Raw genomic sequence first — 18,492 nt, forward strand, 5'->3', positions numbered from 1 at the left:
CCCCTGGACGGAGGCAATAACAATGAGGTTTTCGGCGCGGCGCGTCGGTCGGGTACCGCTGCGTAGGCGACGAAGGAGCAAGCAGCGGTACCCGACCGACGCGCCCCAGGGCGCCGAAAACCCGCCGCAGCGAAGCGGAGGCCAAAAACACAGAGGCCAAAGATACTGCGTCGGATTACCTTCTTGTCGGTCGGGATCGGTACTGTGCATGGAGTGACTTCGGGTGGTGGCGGTTCTTTACGTGCATGGCAGCGCAGGGCTCTGACCAGGTATTTGACGACCAAACCACGTGATTTTCTCGCGGTTGCGACCCCGGGCGCGGGTAAGACCACGTTCGCCCTGCGGGTGGCGTCCGAGCTGCTGGCGGACCGTACCGTCGACCAGGTGACGGTCGTCGCGCCGACGGAGCATCTCAAGCACCAGTGGGCGTCCGCGGCCGCGCGGGCCGGGATCGCGCTGGACCCCAACTTCTCCAACTCCACCGGCGGCACCTCCGGCGACTACCACGGTGTGGTCGTCACGTACGCGCAGGTGGCCTCGCATCCGTTCAAGCACCGGGTGCGCACCGAAAACCGCCGCACGCTGGTGATTCTGGACGAGATCCACCACGCCGGCGATGCGAAGAGCTGGGGCGAGGCCACGGCCGAGGCATTCGGTGACGCCACCCGCCGCCTCGCGCTCACCGGCACTCCGTTCCGCAGCGACGACAGCCAGATCCCGTTCATCACCTACGAGCCGGACGAGGCCGGATTCCCCCGCTCGCGCGCCGACCACTCCTACGGCTACTCCGAGGCCCTCGCCGACGGCGTGGTGCGGCCGGTGGTGTTCCTGGCCTATTCGGGCGAGGCGCACTGGCGCGACAGTGCGGGCGAGGAGTATTCCGCCCGCCTGGGCGAGCCGCTGAGCGCCGAGCAGACCGCCCGGGCCTGGCGCACCGCGCTGGACCCGGCCGGGGACTGGATGTCGAAGGTGCTGTCCGCGGCCGACACCCGGCTGCGTCAGCTGCGCGCCACCGGTATGCAGGACGCGGGCGGCCTGGTCATCGCGACCGATCAGGAGAAGGCGCGCGACTACGCCGATCTGCTGGAACATATTTCGGGCACGAAACCGGCGGTGGTGCTGTCCGACGATCCGGGTTCCTCGAATCGGATCGACGAGTTCGCCCAGGGCACCGACCCGTGGATGGTCGCGGTGCGCATGGTGTCCGAGGGCGTGGACGTGCCGCGTTTGGCGGTCGGTGTGTATGCGACGAGCGCCTCCACCCCGCTGTATTTCGCGCAGGCGATCGGTCGTTTCGTGCGGGCGCGTCGCACCGGGGAGACGGCGAGCGTCTTCCTGCCGTCGGTGCCGGTGCTGCTGGATCTGGCCGCACAGCTCGAGGTGCAGCGCGATCACGTCATCGGCAAACCGCACCGGGAGAAGGACGCCCTCGACGACGAACTGCTGATCGAGGCCAACAAGCAGCAGGACGAGCCGGGGGACGAGGAGAAGAAGTTCGTCGCCCTGGCCGCCGACGCCGAACTGGATCAGGTGATCTACGACGGCGATTCGTTCGGCACCGCGACCTTCTCGGGCAGCGATGAGGAGGCCGACTACCTCGGCATCCCTGGTCTCCTGGACGCCGACCAGATGCGCGCGCTGCTGCGCGACCGCCAGACCCGCCAGGTCGCCGAGCGCAGCGCCGCGGCGGCGGATCCGGGCGCACAGGTCGCGGCCGCCTCCGAGCGTGTGGCCACCGCCGACAAACTCGGCGAGCTGCGCCGCGAGCTCAACAGCCTGGTCGCCATGCACAACCATCGAACGGGCAAACCGCACGGTGTGATCCACGGTGAGCTGCGCCGGGAATGCGGCGGCCCGCCCACCGCTCTGGCCACCGCCGACCAGCTGTCCGAACGCATCGCCGCGCTGCGCCGGATGTAGGGGCGCGAAACGCGAACCGCCGGACCGCGCTGTCGTGCACGGTCCGGCGGAGGGTATCGAGTGTCAGTCGCCTTCGGGGGTGTCGGTGTAGCGCTGCAGGTACAGCGGCTCGCCGAGCTTGTCCACGAGTTCGAGTTCGGTTTCCAGATAGTCGACGTGCTTTTCCTCGTCCTCGAGGATGGTCTCGAAGATGCGGGCCGAGGTGATGTCGCCGCGCGAGCGCATCAGTTCGATGGCGGGGCGGATCCGGTGCACGACCTCCATCTCGACCGCCAGGTCGGCCCGCAGCTGCTCCGGCACCGTCTGGCCGATTCGCAGCGTGTTGAGCTTCTGATAGTTGGGCAATCCCTCGAGGAACAGGATGCGGTCGGTGAGCAGTTCCGCATGCTTCATCTCGTCGATGGACTCGTAGCGCGTGTGCTTGGCAAGCTTGGTGTAGCCCCAGTTCTCCTGCATCTTGGCATGCAGGAAGTACTGATTGATGGCCGTCAGCTCGGCCGTCAGCTGCTCGTTGAGCAGCGCGATGATCTCCTTATCGCCTTCCATGAGTTCAGATGGTGGCACATAAGGCAATAGACCGTCGGCATGACGGCCTGCGTGTCGAATCCTTTTGCACGAGTGAGCACCGCCGCATCGAGGCAAGGCTGACCTAAAAACTGTAGCGCCGGGCGGGTGCTTTCGTACGATTTGATCGACGGCGTGTCGGGCTGCCGCCACCGCCCGCAGGCGTCGCTGCGGCCGTTCCGGCGCTCAGGCGGCCGAAACCTGGGAGGCCGCGTCCGACGAAGGGGTCATGGCCTGGCTGAACACCTCGGTGAAGCGGCGGGTGCAGCTGCCGCATCCGGGCTTCCAGCCGCACGCGGCCTTGACCTGCCGGGTGGAGCATGCACCAGCGGCGACACAGCTGTGCACGTCCGATTCGGAGACGGCGTTACAGATACAGACGTACACGGTCGGCCTCGTGGTGCGTTGGGGACAACGGCAAGCTTAGCCTCGCATAACGAAGTAAGCCTTACCTATGTATATCACGGATGACTGCCCCGGCATAGACCCCCGGACAGGTCGGTGGTCGACCGGTCCGGCCGGGTTTCAGACCCGGGTCAGTTGCCGGGTGAACGGGACCAGCGCAGGGACGCGCCGGCGGTACGTGCGGTAATCGTCGCCGAAGGTATCGATCAGCAGGTGATCCTCGACGTGTACCCGGCGCAGCAGCCAGACGATCACGAATACGAGCATGACCAGCGACGATCCGAATCCGGACAGCAACGTGGCCCCGATCATGATGCCGAGCAGTCCGGTGTAGATCGGATGCCGGACCACCTGGTACGGGCCCCCGGTGCGCAGCTGGTGATCCTGCTGGATCATGGGCCGGCCCGCCCACATGTCGCCGAGGGCGAATCGAGCCCATATCATCAGCGCGACCGAGGCGACGATCAGCACCGAGCCGATGCCGGTGAAGATCGCGGTCTTCCAGATCAGCGGCGTCCAGGTCGAGCGCGGCAGCAGATGCACGACGACGGACAGGATGATCAGCCCGGCGATCATCCACGGTTCGGGCAGCAATGTGTGGGCGAAGTGCCGGAGCTTGCCACCCAGGGGACCGGGCCGCACCGCCGCGAACCATGCGGCGCTGACCAGCCAGACCAGTCCCAGGATGTCGATGCTCACTCCGGCCGCCACGGTCAGAATGTGGAGTGTTGTCATGCATTCAGCGTGCGCTCGCGCCGTCGTAGGCGGCACCACCTCGCGGCGGGACGCGGTCCACCCGGGGGTGGAAATTCGGTGGAGCCCGCACCGGGGCGGACCTACTCTGAGCGAGGAGTTCCACCGCATCGAGGGGGAGTATTTGGAAGCGACCGTCACAGTGACCCCGGACGAACTGCCGGAGCTGCTGTTGCACGTCGCGGTGGTACGGCCGATATTCCTCTGGGGCGCAACGGGAATCGGAAAGAGTTCGCTGGTGCGCGCCTTCGCCGAATCGCTCGGGCTGGAGTGCGTGACGCTGCTGGGCACCCAGCTGGCGCCGGAGGATCTGATCGGCGTGCCGCAGATCGTGGAGAACCGCAGCCGGTTCGCACCGCCCGAGATGATCGCCCGCGAGCAGCCGTACTGCCTGTTCCTGGACGAGCTGAACGCCGCGCCCGCCGAGGTGCAGAAGTCGTTCTATTCGCTGATTCTGGACCGCCGCGTGGGCGACTACGAGCTGCCCGCCGGATCGGTGGTGATCGGCGCCGGAAACCGCGCCACCGACAACGCCCTGGCCCGGCCGATGGCCTCGGCGCTGGTGAACCGCATGGTGCACGTGCATCTGCGCGCCGATGTGGACGACTGGCTGAAGTGGGCCGCGCACAACGGAATTCACCGCTGGGTGCTCGAATACGTCATGCAGCGGCCCGATCATCTGTGGTCCGTGCCGCCCAAATCCGAGCTGCCGTTCTCGACCCCGCGCGGCTGGCACATGCTGTCGGATGCGCTGCACTCCTACGGCGAGAACATCGCCGACCGGACGCTGTGGGTGCTGGCCTCGGGCACGCTGAGCACCGCGCACGCCTCGGGCTTCCGCGCCTTCGTGAAGAGCGCGCGGCATGCCTTCGATCTGGAGGCGGTGATCAAGGGGGAAGCGTCGTGGCCGCGCGATCCGGGTGACCGGGATCTGCTCTACTTCCTGTCCGAGACCTTCCGCGCACGGCTGATCCGCGAGCTGCCCGCCTCCCGCGAGCATGCCTCCGGGGCGGTGAAACGCTTTGTGATGCGGGCGAAGTCGATGCTGACCGAACTCGCGGAGATTTCCGTGGAGTGCGCGCAACTGGTGATCGCCTCGGATGACGAGGGTGTCGCGGCGCTGCCGTCGTGGTTCCTGGTCGAGGTCACGCGGGATCTGCCGCGGCTGGCCGCGCGGCGGTGATGTGCCATGGGGCGCAAGCGATCCGGGACGCCCGATCCGTGGGTGTACAAGATGCGGGCGGGATGGCGGCTGGCCAGGGCGAATCCCATCTTCGTGCGGCTGAGCAGCGGTCTGCTCGAGGTTCCGGTCTCGTTGCCCGTCGGCGTCTGGGCGATCGTCGGACCGAGCGGCGGTATCAGCGGCAACCGGAATCAGCATGCGGAGGCCGACGAATGGGGGTGGGTCTTCGCACATCTGATGCTGCACGCCGGATTCGGTCATCTCGACCCGCGCGGGGTGCCCGAGCGTGCGCTGGAACGCAACCTCACCGGTGAATGGCAGGGTGCGCCGTATCAGCCGAACGCCATATATCGAGCCGCGTGCTGTGCCGTGGTCGACGGATATCTGAGCACACTGAAGATCGGTCGTGTGCCGGTGGATCTGCCGCCGTCGCCGGGGGGATCGGACGAGCGAGCCCTGACCGAGCGGTGGTGGACCGATGGCGTGCCGGAACAGTATCGGCGGCAGAATTTCCCGGATTTCCTCATCGGCACCGCCGAGGTCGCCGCGGAGGTCGATCATCGCGCCGGTTTCGCCTCCGGCATCGCGGCGGCGGCCCGAGACGCGCTCGCGGAGGCCGGGCGGGACGTCACCTCCGGGCAGCGAAAGGAACTGCGGGCGTGGGATATCGCCCTGAATTGGTTCGTCTCCTCGTATCCACTGCTCGGCGCGCTGGCGGCCGGGATGAGCGTCGTCGCGGACGCGGATGTGGCCCGGGGGTGGGATATTTCGATCGCCGCGGTCAACGCCGAGGCCGCCGAGATCTACATCAACCCGTACGCGGGCCTGTCCGGTATGGAATGGCGGTTCGTCCTGGCGCACGAAATGCTGCACGCCGCACTGCGACACGGCGAGCGGGCGCAGTGGCGCGATCCCTATCTGTTCAACGTGGCGTGTGACTACGTGGTCAACGGCTGGTTGGTGGAGATGGGCGTGGGGGAGTTGCCCCAGGGACTGCTTTACGATCCGGAGCTGAAAGGCCTGTCCGCCGAGGGGATCTACGACCGCATCGCCGGCGATCTGCGCCGGATGCGCAAGCTGGCCACGCTGCGTGGCCGGGGGCGCGGCGACATCGTCGGGGAACCACTGCCGCACAGCGGATCCCCCGGCCGCTACATCGACCTGGACGACTACTACCGGGGCGCCCTGTCCCAGGGACTCGCCTACCACCTGGCCGGGGGACGCGGTCTGCTGCCCGCCGGACTGGAACAGGAGATTCGCACCCTGGACCAGCCCCCGCTGCCCTGGGACGCCCAATTGGCCCGGTGGTTCGACGAATTCGTCCCCGTCGTGGAACGCCGCCGCAGCTACGCCCGAGCCTCCCGCCGCCAATCCTCGACACCAGACATCCCCCGACCGGCCTGGGTCCGCCCCGACGAATCAGTGCGGCTGCCCACCTTCGGTGTGGTCCTGGACACCTCCGGCTCCATGTCCGCGGCCCTCATGGGCAAGGGGCTGGGCGCGATCGCCGCCTACGCCCGCGCCCGCGACGTGCCCCGTGCCCGCGTGATCTTCTGTGACGCGGCCGCCTACGACGCGGGATATCTGCCCGTCGACGATATCGCCGCCCGCGTCCGGGTCCGCGGCCGCGGCGGCACCGAACTCCAGCCCGGAATTCGGCTCCTCGAGCGGGCCACCGACTTTCCCGCCGACGGCCCGATTCTGATCATCACCGACGGCCGGTGCGACGTCGTCCGTATTCATCGTGAGCATGCCTATCTGATTCCGGCCGGGGCGAGCCTGCCTTTCCGCCCCCGGGGCCCGGTTTTTCGCATGCGGTGAATTCCCGGGCCGTGCTTCGTAGTCGGTAAACGACGGTGGAGTACTCCACGGTGACATAGGTGCGAACGGAACGTCTCGCATTCGCGGAATCGGTTCGTATTCAATCGGATTCGTGCCGCGGCGCGTTCGTCTTCGTCGATCGGGTTCGGTGATACGCTGCGGCCGCTCGCATTCCGAAATCCACGTCCGAGAATTGGGGAGGCTAGGCGCGATGAATGGTTCGGCAGTACCGCGGCGGACGTTGGGCCGTGAGTTGAAAAGACTGCGTGAGGAGTCCGGCGTCTCGGCCGCCGCCGCGGCGCGGGCGATCGAGATATCGCCACAGACTTTGTGGCGCATGGAATCCGGCCGGCCGGGGCCGAAATTGAAGGAGCTGTATATCACCGTGCTGTGCACGATGTACGGAGCGACCGAGCGGCATATCGAGGATTTGGTGAAACTGATCGAGCAGGCCAGGAGGCCGATGTGGTGGCACGGCATCACCGGTGTGGTGCCGGATCATCTCGACCTGTTCCTGGGCTTGGAACAAGCCGCGAGCTGCTCGACCGACTTCGAGGAGAGTCTCGTTCCGGGATTGCTCCAGACAACGGAGTATCGTCGCGCGCTCTCCCGGGTCGAATGTCCCACTCGCTCATCGCTGGATGTGGAACTGCTGCTCGAGGTACTCGTCCGCCGGCAGCGGAGGCTTCGAGATAACGCGCCGAGCCTGGAATTTCGCGCACTCCTGTCCGAATCCGTGCTCCACAACCAGGTGGGCGGCCCGCAAGTGATGGGGGATCAGCTGGTGCGCATGGCAACCGCCGGCGCAGCGCCGAACATATCGATCCGCGTTGTCCCCCAACGGTCAGGCGCCCATGCGGGATTGATCACCGGTTCCTTCGTCCTGCTGGATTTTCCGCCCCACCGGACACCCCACCTCACCGAGCCCCCGGTGGTCTATGTCCAGACCGACACCACATCCCGCTATCTGGATCAGGAGGCCGAGCTCGAGCGTTATCGAACCGCCATCGCGGATATCGAGGGAAAAGCATTGAACGAGGACGCGAGCAGACAACTGCTGCTCGATATTTCGAAGGAGTACCGCGCATCCTGCGATTCGAGTGGGATCGATTCGGCCGCGCTGTGATCACCGGCGATCGGACACAGGTCCGGGCTTGGCGGCCAGGGCTTCGCCGAGGACGCGGTCCGCCACGGCTGGGAGCCCGTCTTGACGGGGGGTCGGTGGTCTGATCGAATCATTATGTACCGATCGACACAAAACTAGGAGTGCGGATGAGCGGTCTGGACGGCAACGTGGCGCTGGTGACGGGCGGCAGCCGGGGGATCGGCGCGGCGATCGCGCGGCGCCTGGCCGCGGCGGGTGCGGATGTGGCGCTGACCTATCGCGGCGATGAGGCCGGCGCCCGCAAGGTGGCGCAGGAGATCGAGGCGCTGGGCCGTCGCGCGACGACCATCCGGGCCGACAGTGCGGACGCCGCCGAAGTCGTCGCGGCCGTGCACGAAACCGTCGCGCGGCTCGGGAGCCTGGACATCCTGGTCAACAACGCGGGGTTCTTCCCGAGCAAACCGTTCGAAGATTTCACCCTCGACGAGGTGGACCGAGCCCTCGACGTGCACGCGCGTGCCGCGTTCGTCGCGGCCCAGGCCGCCGTGACGCATATGCGCGGTGGTGGCCGCATCATCAGCATCGGCTCGAATCTGTCCGAGCGCGCCCTGTTTCCGGGCCTGGCGCTGTACAACCTGAGTAAGTCCGCCCTGAACGGCTTCACCAAAGCCCTTGCGCGCGAACTGGGTCCGCGCGGCATCACGGTGAACCTGGTGCAGCCGGGTTCCACCGATACCGATATGAATCCGGCGAACGGCGATCACGCCGCCGGACAACTCGCCTTCAATCCGTTGGGCCGCTTCGCATCCCCCGACGACGTGGCGGCCACGGTCGAATTCCTCGCCGCCCCGGCCGGCCGCAGTGTCAACGGCGCGATCCTCACCGTCGACAGCGGCGCCAACGCCTGATCGCTCAGCCCGTGAAGTACCGCCCGGGCGAGACGCCGACCGCCCGATGGAAGGCCGCCACGTACGCGCTCGCGGATCGGTAACCGACCCGCTCCGCGATCCGGGCCACGGGCAGCCCGTTCGCCAGGAGCGGCAGCGAGGCGGCCAGCCGGATCTGAGTCCGCCACTGCCCGAATGTCATTCCGGTTTCGGCCGGAAACAGCCGGGCCAGGGTTCGCGGGCTCGCGGCGGCCGAGGCGGCGAACCCCTCCAGGGGCCTGTCATCGGCCGGGTTGCGGGTCAGCGCCTCGGCCACCTCGACGATTCGCGGATCGGTGGGCATCGGCGCCCCGACGGGAATCACGTCGACCGGTTCGAGCAGATCGAACACGACCGCCTCCGCTCGTCGGCGGCGATCGGTATCGTCCTGCGGCACAGGGGGTGTCCCGTCGTCCTCGCCGGTGAGGTAGTTGAACAGCTCGCGAAGCAGGCCGCCGACCCGCAGTAGGGTCGGCGCGGTGAACGGAACGTGGCTGCGGTCCGGTTCCACGAAGATTCCGCGCATCGCCGCGCCGTGGGACGTGCCGGTGCGGTGCGGGAGCCCGCCGGGAATCCACAGGGCGCGGGTGGGTGGCAGCACCCATCGCCCGCCGCCCATCTGGACCGCGATGACTCCCCGTGAGGCCCAGGCGATCTGGTGCTGGGGATGCTGGTGCGTATCGAACCAGTAGCCCGACGGCAGCTCACCCTCGCCGAGAACCATCGCGGTCGGGCCCGCGGGCGCGGCGATCGTCGAGGCGTGGCCGTTTTGCGACATGATCTGTCAGTGTAGCGACTGGCTGCCATTGTCGTGGCGTCATACCGTCGGTGCATGGGAATGAACTACCTGCACAGTGTCCTGTGCCGCTCCAAGCTCTGGGAGTGCGCGAGCGCCACGCGGATCGTGCCGTGGGCGCTGACGGGCCTGGACCTCGGCGCGTGCGCGCTGGAGATCGGCCCGGGCTACGGTGCCAACATCGCATCGCTGCGACGGCGCGCGGCGACGCTGACCGGGGTCGAGATCGATCCGGTCCTGGCGACCCGGCTGCGCGAGCGCAGCGGTTCGGACGTGCGCGTCGTCGACGGGGACGGCGCGGCGATGCCGTTGCCGGACAACGAGTTCAACTCGGTGGTGTGCTTCACGATGCTGCATCACGTGCCCTCGCCCCCGCGGCAGGACGACCTGTTCGCCGAGGCGTTCCGGGTCCTGCGCCCCGGTGGAGTCTTCGCCGGGAGCGATGGCCTGGACAGCCTGTCGTTCCGGCTGATGCACGTGGGCGACACCTGCGTACCGGTGCCGCCGCGAACCATGGCCGATCGCCTGGCCCGCGCGGGGTTCACCGATATCGACATCGCCACGCGCTCGAAGATGTTCCGCTTTCGTGCCCGGCGGCCCTGATCACCCGGTGACCTCGCCGAAATACGCTCCCGGGTCCAGCGGTGGATGCTCGCGCGGATCGCGGCGCCCTCGATGTCGGTCCGGACGCCGTCGTTGCGGGCGATGCCGCGAGTTCGGGCTCGGGCGGTTGCTGGACGGTATCGAACGCCACGCCCGATGGTTCCACTCTGTTCGCTGATCATTTGCCGTATGGTTCGCGAGGGGCTTGTTTGAACCGCCTGGCGTGCCGCGATATCGGGGCGAAGCAGGTTGGACCGCTACGACACGGGAGGCGCGGCGTTGACTGCTCGTTGGATGCTCGGGAGAGCCCGCGCCGCGGTGACCATGGCCGCCGCGGTCATGCTCGCGGCCGTCGGACTGGAGACCGGATCGGCCCCCGTATCCGCCGATCCGATCGTCCGGACGGGTTCACTGCTCGGCGACGCGACCGCGCCGGACGGGTCCAAGATCCAGGGCGCGCGGCTACTGGACGATCGCGACATCCAGCTGACGGTGTACTCCGCGGCGATGGACAAGGCATTTCCGGTGGACGTACACCGTCCCGCCGACACCTCGGTTCCGCGCCCGACGCTCTATCTGCTCAATGGCGCGGGCGGCGGCGAGGACTCGGCCACCTGGGATGACAACACCGATATCGTCACGAGCTTCATGGCCGACAAGAACGTCAACGTGATCCAGCCGATCGGCGGGGCGTGGAGCTACTACACCGACTGGATCAAAGACGATCCGAACCTGGGGCGCAACAAGTGGAAGACCTTCTTCACCGAGGAACTGCCGCCGCTGATCGACGCCGCGCTGGGCACCAACCACGTCAATGCCATTGCGGGGCTGTCGACGTCGGGCACCACGGTGCTGGCGCTGCCGATCGCCAAGCCGGGGCTGTACCGGGCGGCCGCGGCGTACAGCGGATGCGCGCAGACCAGTGATCCGGTCGGGTCGAAATTCGTCCAGGTGACCGTCGACGTGTGGGGCGGCGGCGATACGAACAACATGTGGGGTCCGGTGGGCTCCCCGCAGTGGGTGGCCAACGACCCGTACGTGCACGCGGAGCAGCTGCGGGGCCTGGACCTGTACATCTCCTCGGGCAACGGCCTGCCCGGCCCGTACGACACGCTGAACGGCAAGTACGCCCTGCCCGGCGTGGCCGGCCTGGCCGATCAGATGATCATCGGCGGGGTGATCGAGGCCGGGGTGAACTATTGCACCCACAACCTCGCCGCCAAGCTGAGCCGCCTGGGCATCCCGGCCACCGTCAACTTCCAACCGTCGGGCACTCACTCCTGGGGTTACTGGCGCGAGAACTTCATCAAGTCCTGGCCGGTGCTGGCTCGCGGCTTGGGCGTCTGACCCCAGAGGTGTGGTATGTCTCACACTTTCGCGATATTCAGCGCACAGCGAAACGGGCGGCCCATTCGGGGCCGCCCGTTCTGCGTTGTCCGGTTCTGCGTTTGTTCTTTTGTCGAGCGGACGTAAGGAGCTGATTAAGGCACCGGTGCCGACTCCGTGTCGATCACGGCCTCGAGCTCACGGAGACGATCCATGTGCTCGTTGGCGTGATGCTGGCAGAAGAGCAACTCACCACCTGCGGGAAGGACTGCGCGTACGCGTGCAGCTGCCCCGCAACGGTCGCACCGATCGACCGCAGTCAGTGGGGTGCTGGTCAGGGTTCCTGGCATGACTCCTCCGTCCTGGCTCCCGGTGCAGAAGACCGTTCGCCTGGGTGTGGGGCTCGCGGTCCACTCCGCGAGCTCGCTACCGCTACTTCCCAGCAGTGGTACTTGACTACTTTGTCAGACGTTTGGGACGGGGGCTTTGTTCCCGAGAATGTTTCACTGTGTTTTCCCTAACATGACCTGGCATTTCGCTCTCCGCGAACATGCAGGTCATTCTCGACTCCACAACGTCTGTCAACTCGGGAACTCGCCTATCCAGTTGTCTACCCGGAGATTACCCCGGCTCACCCGCACTCACACTCTGGATTCGGCAAACTACGAGGCCAGGCAGGCCCCCTGGATCGGGTATCGTTCGGATCATGTCCGCCGGAACCGCCGCGAATGGCCGAATCACCCACGCGCACAGTTTGGTTCACCTGTGCACCCAGGGCGAATGGGATGCGGCGCGGGCCGCGGGCCTGCGGCGGACCCCCTCGCTGGACGCCGACGGCTTCATCCACCTGTCCGCCCCGGCGCAGGTGCACCTCCCCGCGAACCGGCTGTTCGCCGACATCGGCGATGTCGTCTTGCTATGGCTGGATCCCGAGCGGCTCGCCTCTCCGGTGAAGTGGGAGCCGGGCGTGCCGAGCGACCCGTCCTCGATGCTGTTCCCGCACCTGTACGGTCCGCTCCCGGCCGAGGCGGTCGTCGCGGTCACCGAGTACCACAAGGGTGCGGATGGGCGGTATCCGGCGCTGTCGGAGGCCGGTACGCCACACGGCTAGGCCTGTCGCTCGCGGTCGCGCAGCGACTCCAGTCGCCGGGACAGCAGCAGCGATATCGCCCCGACCGCGAACCCGATCAGGACGGCGGTCAGATGCCCGTAGTCGGTGAACGTGCGCCCGCGCCACACCCCGAGCGCGAACCAGACGAGCAGCACCACCGCCCAGACGATCCGCGCGAGCCCGGGCAGATGGAACGCCAGCGCGGCCAGCACCGCCGAAAACCCGTACGACGAGCCGACATCCGTGGCCTCCACCACCTTGAGCGGGATCAGCCGGTGGTGCACCGCGTAGGCGATCCCGGTGACCACGATCAGCGTCGCCCCGACGTGTCCGGCCGCGAACACCAGGATCCAGCGCACGGTGCCCAGCCAGCGTTCGGCGAAGGCCATGACGATCAGGAACTCCAGGATCGTCATCCAGGGGAATCCGCCCTCGGTCCAGAACGCCGAGGCGACCAGCACCTGCACCGGCTCGCGGCGCATATTGTGCAGGTTCGTCGACTGGGACAGGATCAGCTTGTGCCCGGCGTGGTCGCTGATACCCCGCAGGGTCCACCATGTGACGAACAGCGTGAACGCGTAGGCACAACTCGCCGGGGCGCCGCCCAGGGAGTGGCGGGCCGCCCGCAGTGCCCCGGAGATCCGCTCCGGACCGTGCCACCAGTCGCGTAGCACCCCCAGCTCGGCCTGGATGTCGACGGTCCGAGTCCACGGCGAGCTATAGCGGGTCAGCACGGAGGCGGGCACCGGAACATCCTCGCCTGCCGGACCGACGACGCGCACGACGACGCGCCCTCGGTTCGGGCGGGTCACCTCGTGCAGACGGTGGACCCCTGTTCCGGAGGATCCCGGCCGCGGATGCCGCACTCGTCGTTTCCCGGCGACGTCGCCGTGCCTTTCGCGGCGACGGGAGTTCGTGCTTCCCGGCCCCCTGACGACTTCGTTCGGCAGAGGGCGCGACCGCACGCGGTGCCGGACATCTTCCGGCAACATTCGTCGATCGAATGGCGGCATCGTGCGCCTTACACTCGCGATATGACGCTGTATCGGCAGAGTCTCGGCGGCCGCGCGTACGCCTTCGACGGACTGGTGGAACTGCTGGCCAAGGCCACGCCCCGGCGCAGCGGCGACGAATTGGCGGGCTGCGCGGCGGGTTCGGACGCCGAGCGGGCGGCGGCGCAGTGGGCGCTGGCCGAGGTGCCGCTGCCGGAATTCCTGCGGAATCCGGTGGTGCCGTACGAGACCGACGAGGTCACCCGGCTGATCATCGATACCCACGATCGCGTTGCGTTCCAAGGGATTTCGCACCTCACGGTGGGCGGGTTGCGGGACTGGCTGCTGGCCGTGGCGGCTACGGACGAGGCCGCGCGCACGCTGGCGGCGGTATCGCGCGGGCTGACTCCGGAGATGGTCGCGGCGGTGAGCAAGCTGATGCGCAATCAGGATCTGATCGCGGTGGGGCGCGCGGTCAGGGTGCGGTCGGGTTTCCGGACCACCCTCGGCGCGCCCGGCACCCTGGCCACGCGGTTACAGCCCAACCACCCCACCGACGATCCGCGCGGTATCGCCGCGGCGGTGCTGGACGGGCTCCTGCTGGGCTGTGGCGACGCGGTGATCGGCGTCAACCCGGCCACCGATTCGCCGCGGACCGCCGGGGATCTGCTGCGGCTGCTGGACGAGGTGCGTACCCGCTTCGAGATACCGGTCCAGTCGTGCGTGCTCGCGCACGTCACCACCACCCTGGATCTGATCGCCGCCGGTGCGCCGGTGGATCTGGTGTTCCAGTCGATCGCCGGCACCGAGGGCGCGAATCGTGGCTTCGGCGTGGATCTTTCGCTGCTACGCGAGGCGAACGCGGCGGGGCGGTCGCTGCGGCGCGGCACGGTCGGGGACAACGTCATGTACTTCGAGACCGGGCAGGGCTCGGCGCTGAGCGCGGGCGCGCATCTGGGCGTCGACGGCAAGCCGGTGGATCAGCAGACCCTGGAGGCGCGTGCGTACGCCGTTGCGCGGGAACTGGATCCGCTGCTGGTGAATACCGTGGTCGGATTCATCGGGCCGGAGTACCTCTACGACGGTAAGCAGATCATTCGCGCCGGGTTGGAGGACCACTTCTGCGGCAAGCTGCTCGGGCTGCCGATGGGCGTCGACGTCTGCTACACCAACCACGCCGAGGCCGACTCCGACGATATGGACACGCTGCTGACCCTGTTGGGCGCGGCCGGCGTGTGCTTCGTCATCACCGTTCCGGGCGCGGACGACGTCATGCTCGGTTATCAGAGCCTGAGCTTCCACGACGCGCTGTACGCGCGAAAGGCGCTGGGGCTGCGCCCCGCTCCGGAGTTCGAGGCGTGGCTGGACGGGCTGGGCATGCTCGACGCCGCGGGGCGCGTCCGCCGGATCGAACCCCTGTCCTCGCCGCTGCGGGCCTTGGCGCAGACTGCTCCTCCCGCGGGCCCGGACGACGCGCTGGGCACGGAAACATCAGGTGCGGAAGACTTCTGGCGCGAGCTGCGTACCGCGACACAAGCGCGGATCGGGCTCGGTCGCACCGGGGACGCGCTGCCCACCGGACGGGTGCTGGAGTTCGCCGCCGCCCACGCCTCCGCTCGCGACGCGGTGCACACTGCGCTGGATGTGGCCGAACTGACCTGCCGGATAAGGAATTCGGGGCTGGGTGAGCCGATGCACGTGCGCAGCCGGGCGGCGGACCGCTCGGAATACCTCCGGCGTCCCGATCTGGGAAGAATTCCGGAATACGTTCCCGGGCATGATATTTCGTTACAGTCGGAGGGTGACTCGGACGCGGAGCCGACCGGCGCGGACATCGGCATCGTCCTGGCGGACGGCCTGTCGCCGCGTGCGGTGCGCGAACACGGTCCGGCGATGCTCGAGGCGCTGAAATCCGAACTGGAGCAGCGGTATCGGATCGCGGCGCCGGTGATCGCCACCCAGGCGCGGGTCGCGCTCGGCGACCACATCGGCCGGGCGCTCGGCGTGCGCACCGTGCTCGTGCTGATCGGGGAGCGGCCCGGCCTGTCCGTGGCGGACAGCCTCGGCATCTATCTCACTCACCATCCGCGCCCCGGGCGTACCGATGCCGAGCGCAACTGCGTCTCCAACATCCACCCGCCCGAGGGCCTGGGCTACGCGGCGGCCGCGCGGATCACCGCCGGTCTGGTGGCCGGGGCCAGGCGGCTCGGCCGGTCCGGGGTGGAGTTGAAGGACACCTCGGATCAGGTCCTGCCGGGGCGCGCATCCGTGGTCGAGATCGAAGCGCGGTCCTGAATCGGTAGGGCCGGGCCGGATTTCGGCCGTCGTCAGTTACCGCTGGGCCAATAGCGGCTCGCGCGCTGCCGCCGGACGCGCTGCAAATCCGGCTCCTCCGGATCGGTGATGCCGACCTGCAGGAACATCAGGATCGTCACCATACTCACGCCGATGATCAGCGGGGTCAGCAGCGCGTGCGCCGTCGCGCCCGCCGGCATCGACATCCCGGTCATCGCGCCCTCGGAGTGCGTGTGCATCGCGTACATACCGGTGTAATGCATACCGGTGACCGCCACGCCCATGATCAGCGCCGCGCCGACCGAGGCGAGCATGCCGTGGATGTGCAGGGCGAACCACAGCGCCGCTGTGGCCGCGGCGATCGCGATCACGACCGACAGCAGCACGATCCAGAAGTCGTACGTCATGGGCACTGTGGTCTTCATCGCGTACATGCCCGCGTAGTGCATCGCGGCCACGCCCAGGCCGGTGATGGTGCCGCCGATCAGCAGCGAATACGTCCCGCCCTGCCTGCGCACCACGACGCGTAGTCCGAACCACACCACGACGACGGCGAGCATCGCGCTGAGCAGCGTGATCGGCACGTTGTAGCGGACCGACCCGTCGTGCACCGAAAACCCCAGCATGGCAACGAAATGCATGACCCAGATGCCGGTGCCGCCCAGTGCGACGGCGGCCGTGATGATCCAGCCCCGAGGCTTGGGGCTGGTGCGCGCACGGGTCATACAGCGCAGCGCCAGCAGCGATCCGATCACGGACAGTAGGTAGGCGAGGGCAGGTGTCAGCCACCCGTAGGTAAATTCATTGATATCTGGCATACCAACTCCTTGCTAGTGAGTCGCCGACGACCCTCTCAGCGGCGACAGCACCGAAGGTTATCGGGATACTCGCAGGTATCAAATTTAAAGTATCGATCTCAGAGAAATAGCTGAGTTTGCTGAAGGCAAGTTCGCAGGTGGCGGGCCCGCCGTATCTCGAATGGGTCCTCGGACGTGTCACGGGTACGCCACTGACACTGGAACGCCGGGGTCGCATTCTGGCGAACGCCCGGCGGCCCCACCGGATTCCGGGTATGGCGTCGCGGCCGGTGCTAGATGAACGGTGCGGGGCGCAGATCCAGGCGGCGCATCATCCGGTCGACCAGATCCGGCGGCATGCCGGGTTCGCGCCGCGCGGCCATGGCCTCGGAGCGTCCGGCATCCAGCACCTCGCTGCTGATCATGCGGATCTTCTTGGAGTATCGCAGCGGCCGGTCGGCGTCCTTGACGTCACCGGCGGTCTCCGGATCCGCCTGTGCCAGACGGCGTTCGAACCCCTCGCGCATGCGTTGATAGACCGCGTCCGGCAGGTTCTCGGCGTCGGCGAGCTGTTCGAGGCGCGTCAGCTCGGCGCGCAGGATGCGCACCCACAGCCCGCGTTCGAGCGCGCGCTCGGACTCGGTGTCGGCCTTCACGTGGCTGACCCGGACCACGAACGGCAGCGTCGTGCCCTGCAGCAGCAGCGTGAACAACACGACCGCGAACGCGGTGAACAGGATCTCCGGACGTCCCGGGAACTGCGCCCCCGCGTCGGTGGACAGCGGTACGGCCAGCGCCAGCGCGACCGTCGCCACCCCGCGCATGCCGGCCCACCAGGTCACGATCGTCTCGCGCCAGGTGTACGCCTCGTCGGCGGTGCGGTTCGCGTTGTGGAACAGCAGGCCCGAGACCAGCAACCACACCAGGCGCAGCCCCACCACGACGATGATGGTGATGCCCGCCCCCGCCAGCAGCCGCGGCCAGTTGGGACCGGCGGCCGCGAGCACCGAACTGAGTTCGAGCCCGATCAGCCCGAACGCGAACCCGGTCACCAGCATGTCGATGACCTCCCAGAACGAGTCGCCGACGATCCGGTAGTCGCTGTCGCTGAAATCGGTTGCGGCATCGGTCAAATAGAGGGCGCACACCAGTACCGCCAGGACTCCGGACCCGTGCGTGGCCTCGGCCAGCCCGTACGCCGCGAACGGCAGGAGCAGCCCCAGCGCGACCTGCCACGGCGCCTCGGCCAGCTGTCGCATGATCCGGCTGCCCACCCAGCCCAGCACCAGTCCGACGACGATCGCGACCACCGCCGAGAGCACGAACTCGAGCGCGGTGTGCCAGGCGGAGAAGCTGCCGGTCACCACCGCGCCCACCGCGACGTTGTAGAGCACGATCGCGGTGACGTCGTTGAACAGGCCCTCACCCTCCAGCACCGACATCAGACGGCGCGGCAGCCCGAGCCGGTCGGCCAGCGCACTGACCGCGACCGGATCCGGCGGCGCGACCACGGCCCCCAGCACGAACGCCGCCGCCACCGGAACCGCCGGATACCAGACATGGAAGATCACGGCTACCGCGGCGGCCGTGGCGACCACCAACCCGACCGCGCGCAACAGGATCGGCCGCGCGTTGCCCGCGAACTGCTGCCAGGAGGTGCGCCGCGCCGAGGCGTACAACAGCGGCGGCAGCACCATCGGCAGGATCAGCTCGGGTTCCAGGCTGATGTTGGGCACCTGCGGAATCACCGCGAGCACGAGCCCGAACACGGTCATCAGCACGGCGGGTGCGAGCCCGGTCCGCCGGCCCAGCGGCTGTGCCAGAATCGTCGCGAACGCCAGCGCGAACACCAACATCAACTGTTCCACTGCGTCCGAGCCCTCCGTATTCGCTTG

Annotated in this window: 17 protein-coding genes and 1 pseudogene; 10 read left to right on the forward strand and 8 right to left on the reverse strand. The window is 67.9% G+C overall.

Annotated elements, in window-relative coordinates; translation table 11 throughout:
* Positions 1-183: 183 nt before the first annotated feature.
* The gene (locus JZ791_RS33470) at positions 184-1,920 is read left to right on the forward strand and encodes a DEAD/DEAH box helicase (protein WP_438804583.1); all 1,737 of its coding nucleotides are present in this window, start codon (positions 184-186) and stop codon (positions 1,918-1,920) included.
* A 63-nt stretch (positions 1,921-1,983) separates the two neighbouring features.
* Here the strand turns inward: JZ791_RS33470 and bfr are convergent, their stop codons facing one another.
* From bfr to JZ791_RS33485, 3 genes are all read right to left on the reverse strand, one after another.
* Entirely contained in the window at positions 1,984-2,466 is a 483-nt protein-coding gene (bfr, locus tag JZ791_RS33475) for a bacterioferritin (protein WP_216900085.1), read from the reverse strand.
* Between the two features lie 204 nt (positions 2,467-2,670).
* Positions 2,671-2,871 (reverse strand): (2Fe-2S)-binding protein, encoded by a 201-nt coding sequence (locus JZ791_RS33480; RefSeq protein WP_216900087.1) that lies wholly within the window; start codon positions 2,869-2,871, stop codon positions 2,671-2,673.
* A gap of 138 nt (positions 2,872-3,009) precedes the next feature.
* Positions 3,010-3,624, reverse strand: coding sequence for a methyltransferase family protein (locus JZ791_RS33485; RefSeq protein ID WP_216900089.1), 615 nt, complete (start codon positions 3,622-3,624; stop codon positions 3,010-3,012).
* On the opposite strand from JZ791_RS33485, the gene JZ791_RS33490 reads away from it, so the two are divergent.
* From JZ791_RS33490 to JZ791_RS33505, 4 genes are all read left to right on the forward strand, one after another.
* Positions 3,623-4,825 carry an ATP-binding protein gene (locus JZ791_RS33490; RefSeq protein ID WP_216900091.1) on the forward strand — a complete coding sequence of 401 codons (1,203 nt, stop codon included), beginning with the start codon at positions 3,623-3,625 and terminating at the stop codon, positions 4,823-4,825. The genes JZ791_RS33485 and JZ791_RS33490 overlap by 2 nt on opposite strands.
* A 6-nt stretch (positions 4,826-4,831) precedes the next feature.
* Positions 4,832-6,646, forward strand: a complete 1,815-nt coding sequence (locus JZ791_RS33495) for a vWA domain-containing protein (RefSeq protein ID WP_216900093.1) — start codon at positions 4,832-4,834, stop codon at positions 6,644-6,646.
* Between the two features lie 211 nt (positions 6,647-6,857).
* Positions 6,858-7,772 (forward strand): helix-turn-helix domain-containing protein, encoded by a 915-nt coding sequence (locus tag JZ791_RS33500; protein WP_216900095.1) that lies wholly within the window; start codon positions 6,858-6,860, stop codon positions 7,770-7,772.
* Positions 7,773-7,918: 146 nt separating this feature from the next.
* Complete coding sequence (locus tag JZ791_RS33505) at positions 7,919-8,659, forward strand: SDR family NAD(P)-dependent oxidoreductase (protein WP_216900097.1); 741 nt, start codon at positions 7,919-7,921, stop codon at positions 8,657-8,659.
* Positions 8,660-8,663: 4 nt separating this feature from the next.
* Here the strand turns inward: JZ791_RS33505 and JZ791_RS33510 are convergent, their stop codons facing one another.
* Complete coding sequence (locus tag JZ791_RS33510) at positions 8,664-9,455, reverse strand: AraC family transcriptional regulator (RefSeq protein ID WP_216900099.1); 792 nt, start codon at positions 9,453-9,455, stop codon at positions 8,664-8,666.
* Between the two features lie 54 nt (positions 9,456-9,509).
* On the opposite strand from JZ791_RS33510, the gene JZ791_RS33515 reads away from it, so the two are divergent.
* Positions 9,510-10,076, forward strand: coding sequence for a class I SAM-dependent methyltransferase (locus tag JZ791_RS33515; RefSeq protein WP_216900101.1), 567 nt, complete (start codon positions 9,510-9,512; stop codon positions 10,074-10,076).
* A 324-nt stretch (positions 10,077-10,400) separates the two neighbouring features.
* Positions 10,401-11,423 carry an alpha/beta hydrolase gene (locus JZ791_RS33520; protein WP_216900129.1) on the forward strand — a complete coding sequence of 341 codons (1,023 nt, stop codon included), beginning with the start codon at positions 10,401-10,403 and terminating at the stop codon, positions 11,421-11,423.
* 134 nt (positions 11,424-11,557) lie between these two features.
* On the opposite strand, the gene JZ791_RS45455 is transcribed toward JZ791_RS33520, so the two are convergent.
* On the reverse strand, positions 11,558-11,752 hold the full coding sequence (locus JZ791_RS45455; RefSeq protein WP_254206774.1) for a DUF7455 domain-containing protein: 195 nt from the start codon (positions 11,750-11,752) through the stop codon (positions 11,558-11,560).
* Positions 11,753-12,108: 356 nt separating this feature from the next.
* On the opposite strand from JZ791_RS45455, the gene JZ791_RS33525 reads away from it, so the two are divergent.
* A complete protein-coding gene (locus JZ791_RS33525) occupies positions 12,109-12,513 on the forward strand; it encodes a DUF952 domain-containing protein (protein ID WP_216900103.1) in 405 nt (134 codons plus the stop codon).
* Here JZ791_RS33525 and JZ791_RS33530 read toward each other — a convergent pair.
* The gene (locus JZ791_RS33530) at positions 12,510-13,082 is read right to left on the reverse strand and encodes a rhomboid-like protein (RefSeq protein WP_438804585.1); all 573 of its coding nucleotides are present in this window, start codon (positions 13,080-13,082) and stop codon (positions 12,510-12,512) included. The genes JZ791_RS33525 and JZ791_RS33530 overlap by 4 nt on opposite strands.
* Before the next feature lie 465 nt (positions 13,083-13,547).
* Between JZ791_RS33530 and JZ791_RS33535 the strand changes: the two are divergent.
* Positions 13,548-14,945, forward strand: a pseudogene (locus JZ791_RS33535) (ethanolamine ammonia-lyase subunit EutB); the annotation flags it as partial.
* Positions 14,943-15,800: an ethanolamine ammonia-lyase subunit EutC gene (eutC, locus tag JZ791_RS45460; RefSeq protein ID WP_254206778.1), complete on the forward strand. Its 858-nt coding sequence runs from the start codon at positions 14,943-14,945 to the stop codon at positions 15,798-15,800. The pseudogene JZ791_RS33535 and the gene eutC, both read left to right, overlap by 3 nt.
* Positions 15,801-15,832: 32 nt before the next feature.
* Here the strand turns inward: eutC and JZ791_RS33540 are convergent, their stop codons facing one another.
* Both JZ791_RS33540 and JZ791_RS33545 read right to left on the reverse strand, forming a co-directional pair.
* A complete protein-coding gene (locus JZ791_RS33540) occupies positions 15,833-16,618 on the reverse strand; it encodes an MHYT domain-containing protein (RefSeq protein WP_216900108.1) in 786 nt (261 codons plus the stop codon).
* Positions 16,619-16,890: 272 nt separating this feature from the next.
* The gene (locus tag JZ791_RS33545; RefSeq protein ID WP_216900110.1) at positions 16,891-18,465 is read right to left on the reverse strand and encodes a Na+/H+ antiporter; all 1,575 of its coding nucleotides are present in this window, start codon (positions 18,463-18,465) and stop codon (positions 16,891-16,893) included.
* Positions 18,466-18,492: the final 27 nt, after the last annotated feature.

Origin of the sequence: Nocardia alni (genome assembly GCF_019038435.1) — a bacterium.
Lineage (GTDB): Bacteria > Actinomycetota > Actinomycetes > Mycobacteriales > Mycobacteriaceae > Nocardia > Nocardia alni.

What these genes read in the sequence shown, in the direction of transcription:
- bfr (WP_216900085.1), bottom strand. Translation starts at nt 2,466, where the DNA reads ATGGAAGGCGATAAGGAGATCATCGCGCTGCTCAACGAGCAGCTGACG.
- JZ791_RS33490 (WP_216900091.1), top strand. Translation starts at nt 3,623, where the DNA reads ATGCATTCAGCGTGCGCTCGCGCCGTCGTAGGCGGCACCACCTCGCGG.
- JZ791_RS33485 (WP_216900089.1), bottom strand. Translation starts at nt 3,624, where the DNA reads ATGACAACACTCCACATTCTGACCGTGGCGGCCGGAGTGAGCATCGAC.
- JZ791_RS33495 (WP_216900093.1), top strand. Translation starts at nt 4,832, where the DNA reads ATGGGGCGCAAGCGATCCGGGACGCCCGATCCGTGGGTGTACAAGATG.
- JZ791_RS33500 (WP_216900095.1), top strand. Translation starts at nt 6,858, where the DNA reads ATGAATGGTTCGGCAGTACCGCGGCGGACGTTGGGCCGTGAGTTGAAA.
- JZ791_RS33505 (WP_216900097.1), top strand. Translation starts at nt 7,919, where the DNA reads ATGAGCGGTCTGGACGGCAACGTGGCGCTGGTGACGGGCGGCAGCCGG.
- JZ791_RS33510 (WP_216900099.1), bottom strand. Translation starts at nt 9,455, where the DNA reads ATGTCGCAAAACGGCCACGCCTCGACGATCGCCGCGCCCGCGGGCCCG.
- JZ791_RS33515 (WP_216900101.1), top strand. Translation starts at nt 9,510, where the DNA reads ATGGGAATGAACTACCTGCACAGTGTCCTGTGCCGCTCCAAGCTCTGG.
- JZ791_RS33520 (WP_216900129.1), top strand. Translation starts at nt 10,401, where the DNA reads ATGGCCGCCGCGGTCATGCTCGCGGCCGTCGGACTGGAGACCGGATCG.
- JZ791_RS45455 (WP_254206774.1), bottom strand. Translation starts at nt 11,752, where the DNA reads ATGCCAGGAACCCTGACCAGCACCCCACTGACTGCGGTCGATCGGTGC.
- JZ791_RS33525 (WP_216900103.1), top strand. Translation starts at nt 12,109, where the DNA reads ATGTCCGCCGGAACCGCCGCGAATGGCCGAATCACCCACGCGCACAGT.
- JZ791_RS33540 (WP_216900108.1), bottom strand. Translation starts at nt 16,618, where the DNA reads ATGCCAGATATCAATGAATTTACCTACGGGTGGCTGACACCTGCCCTC.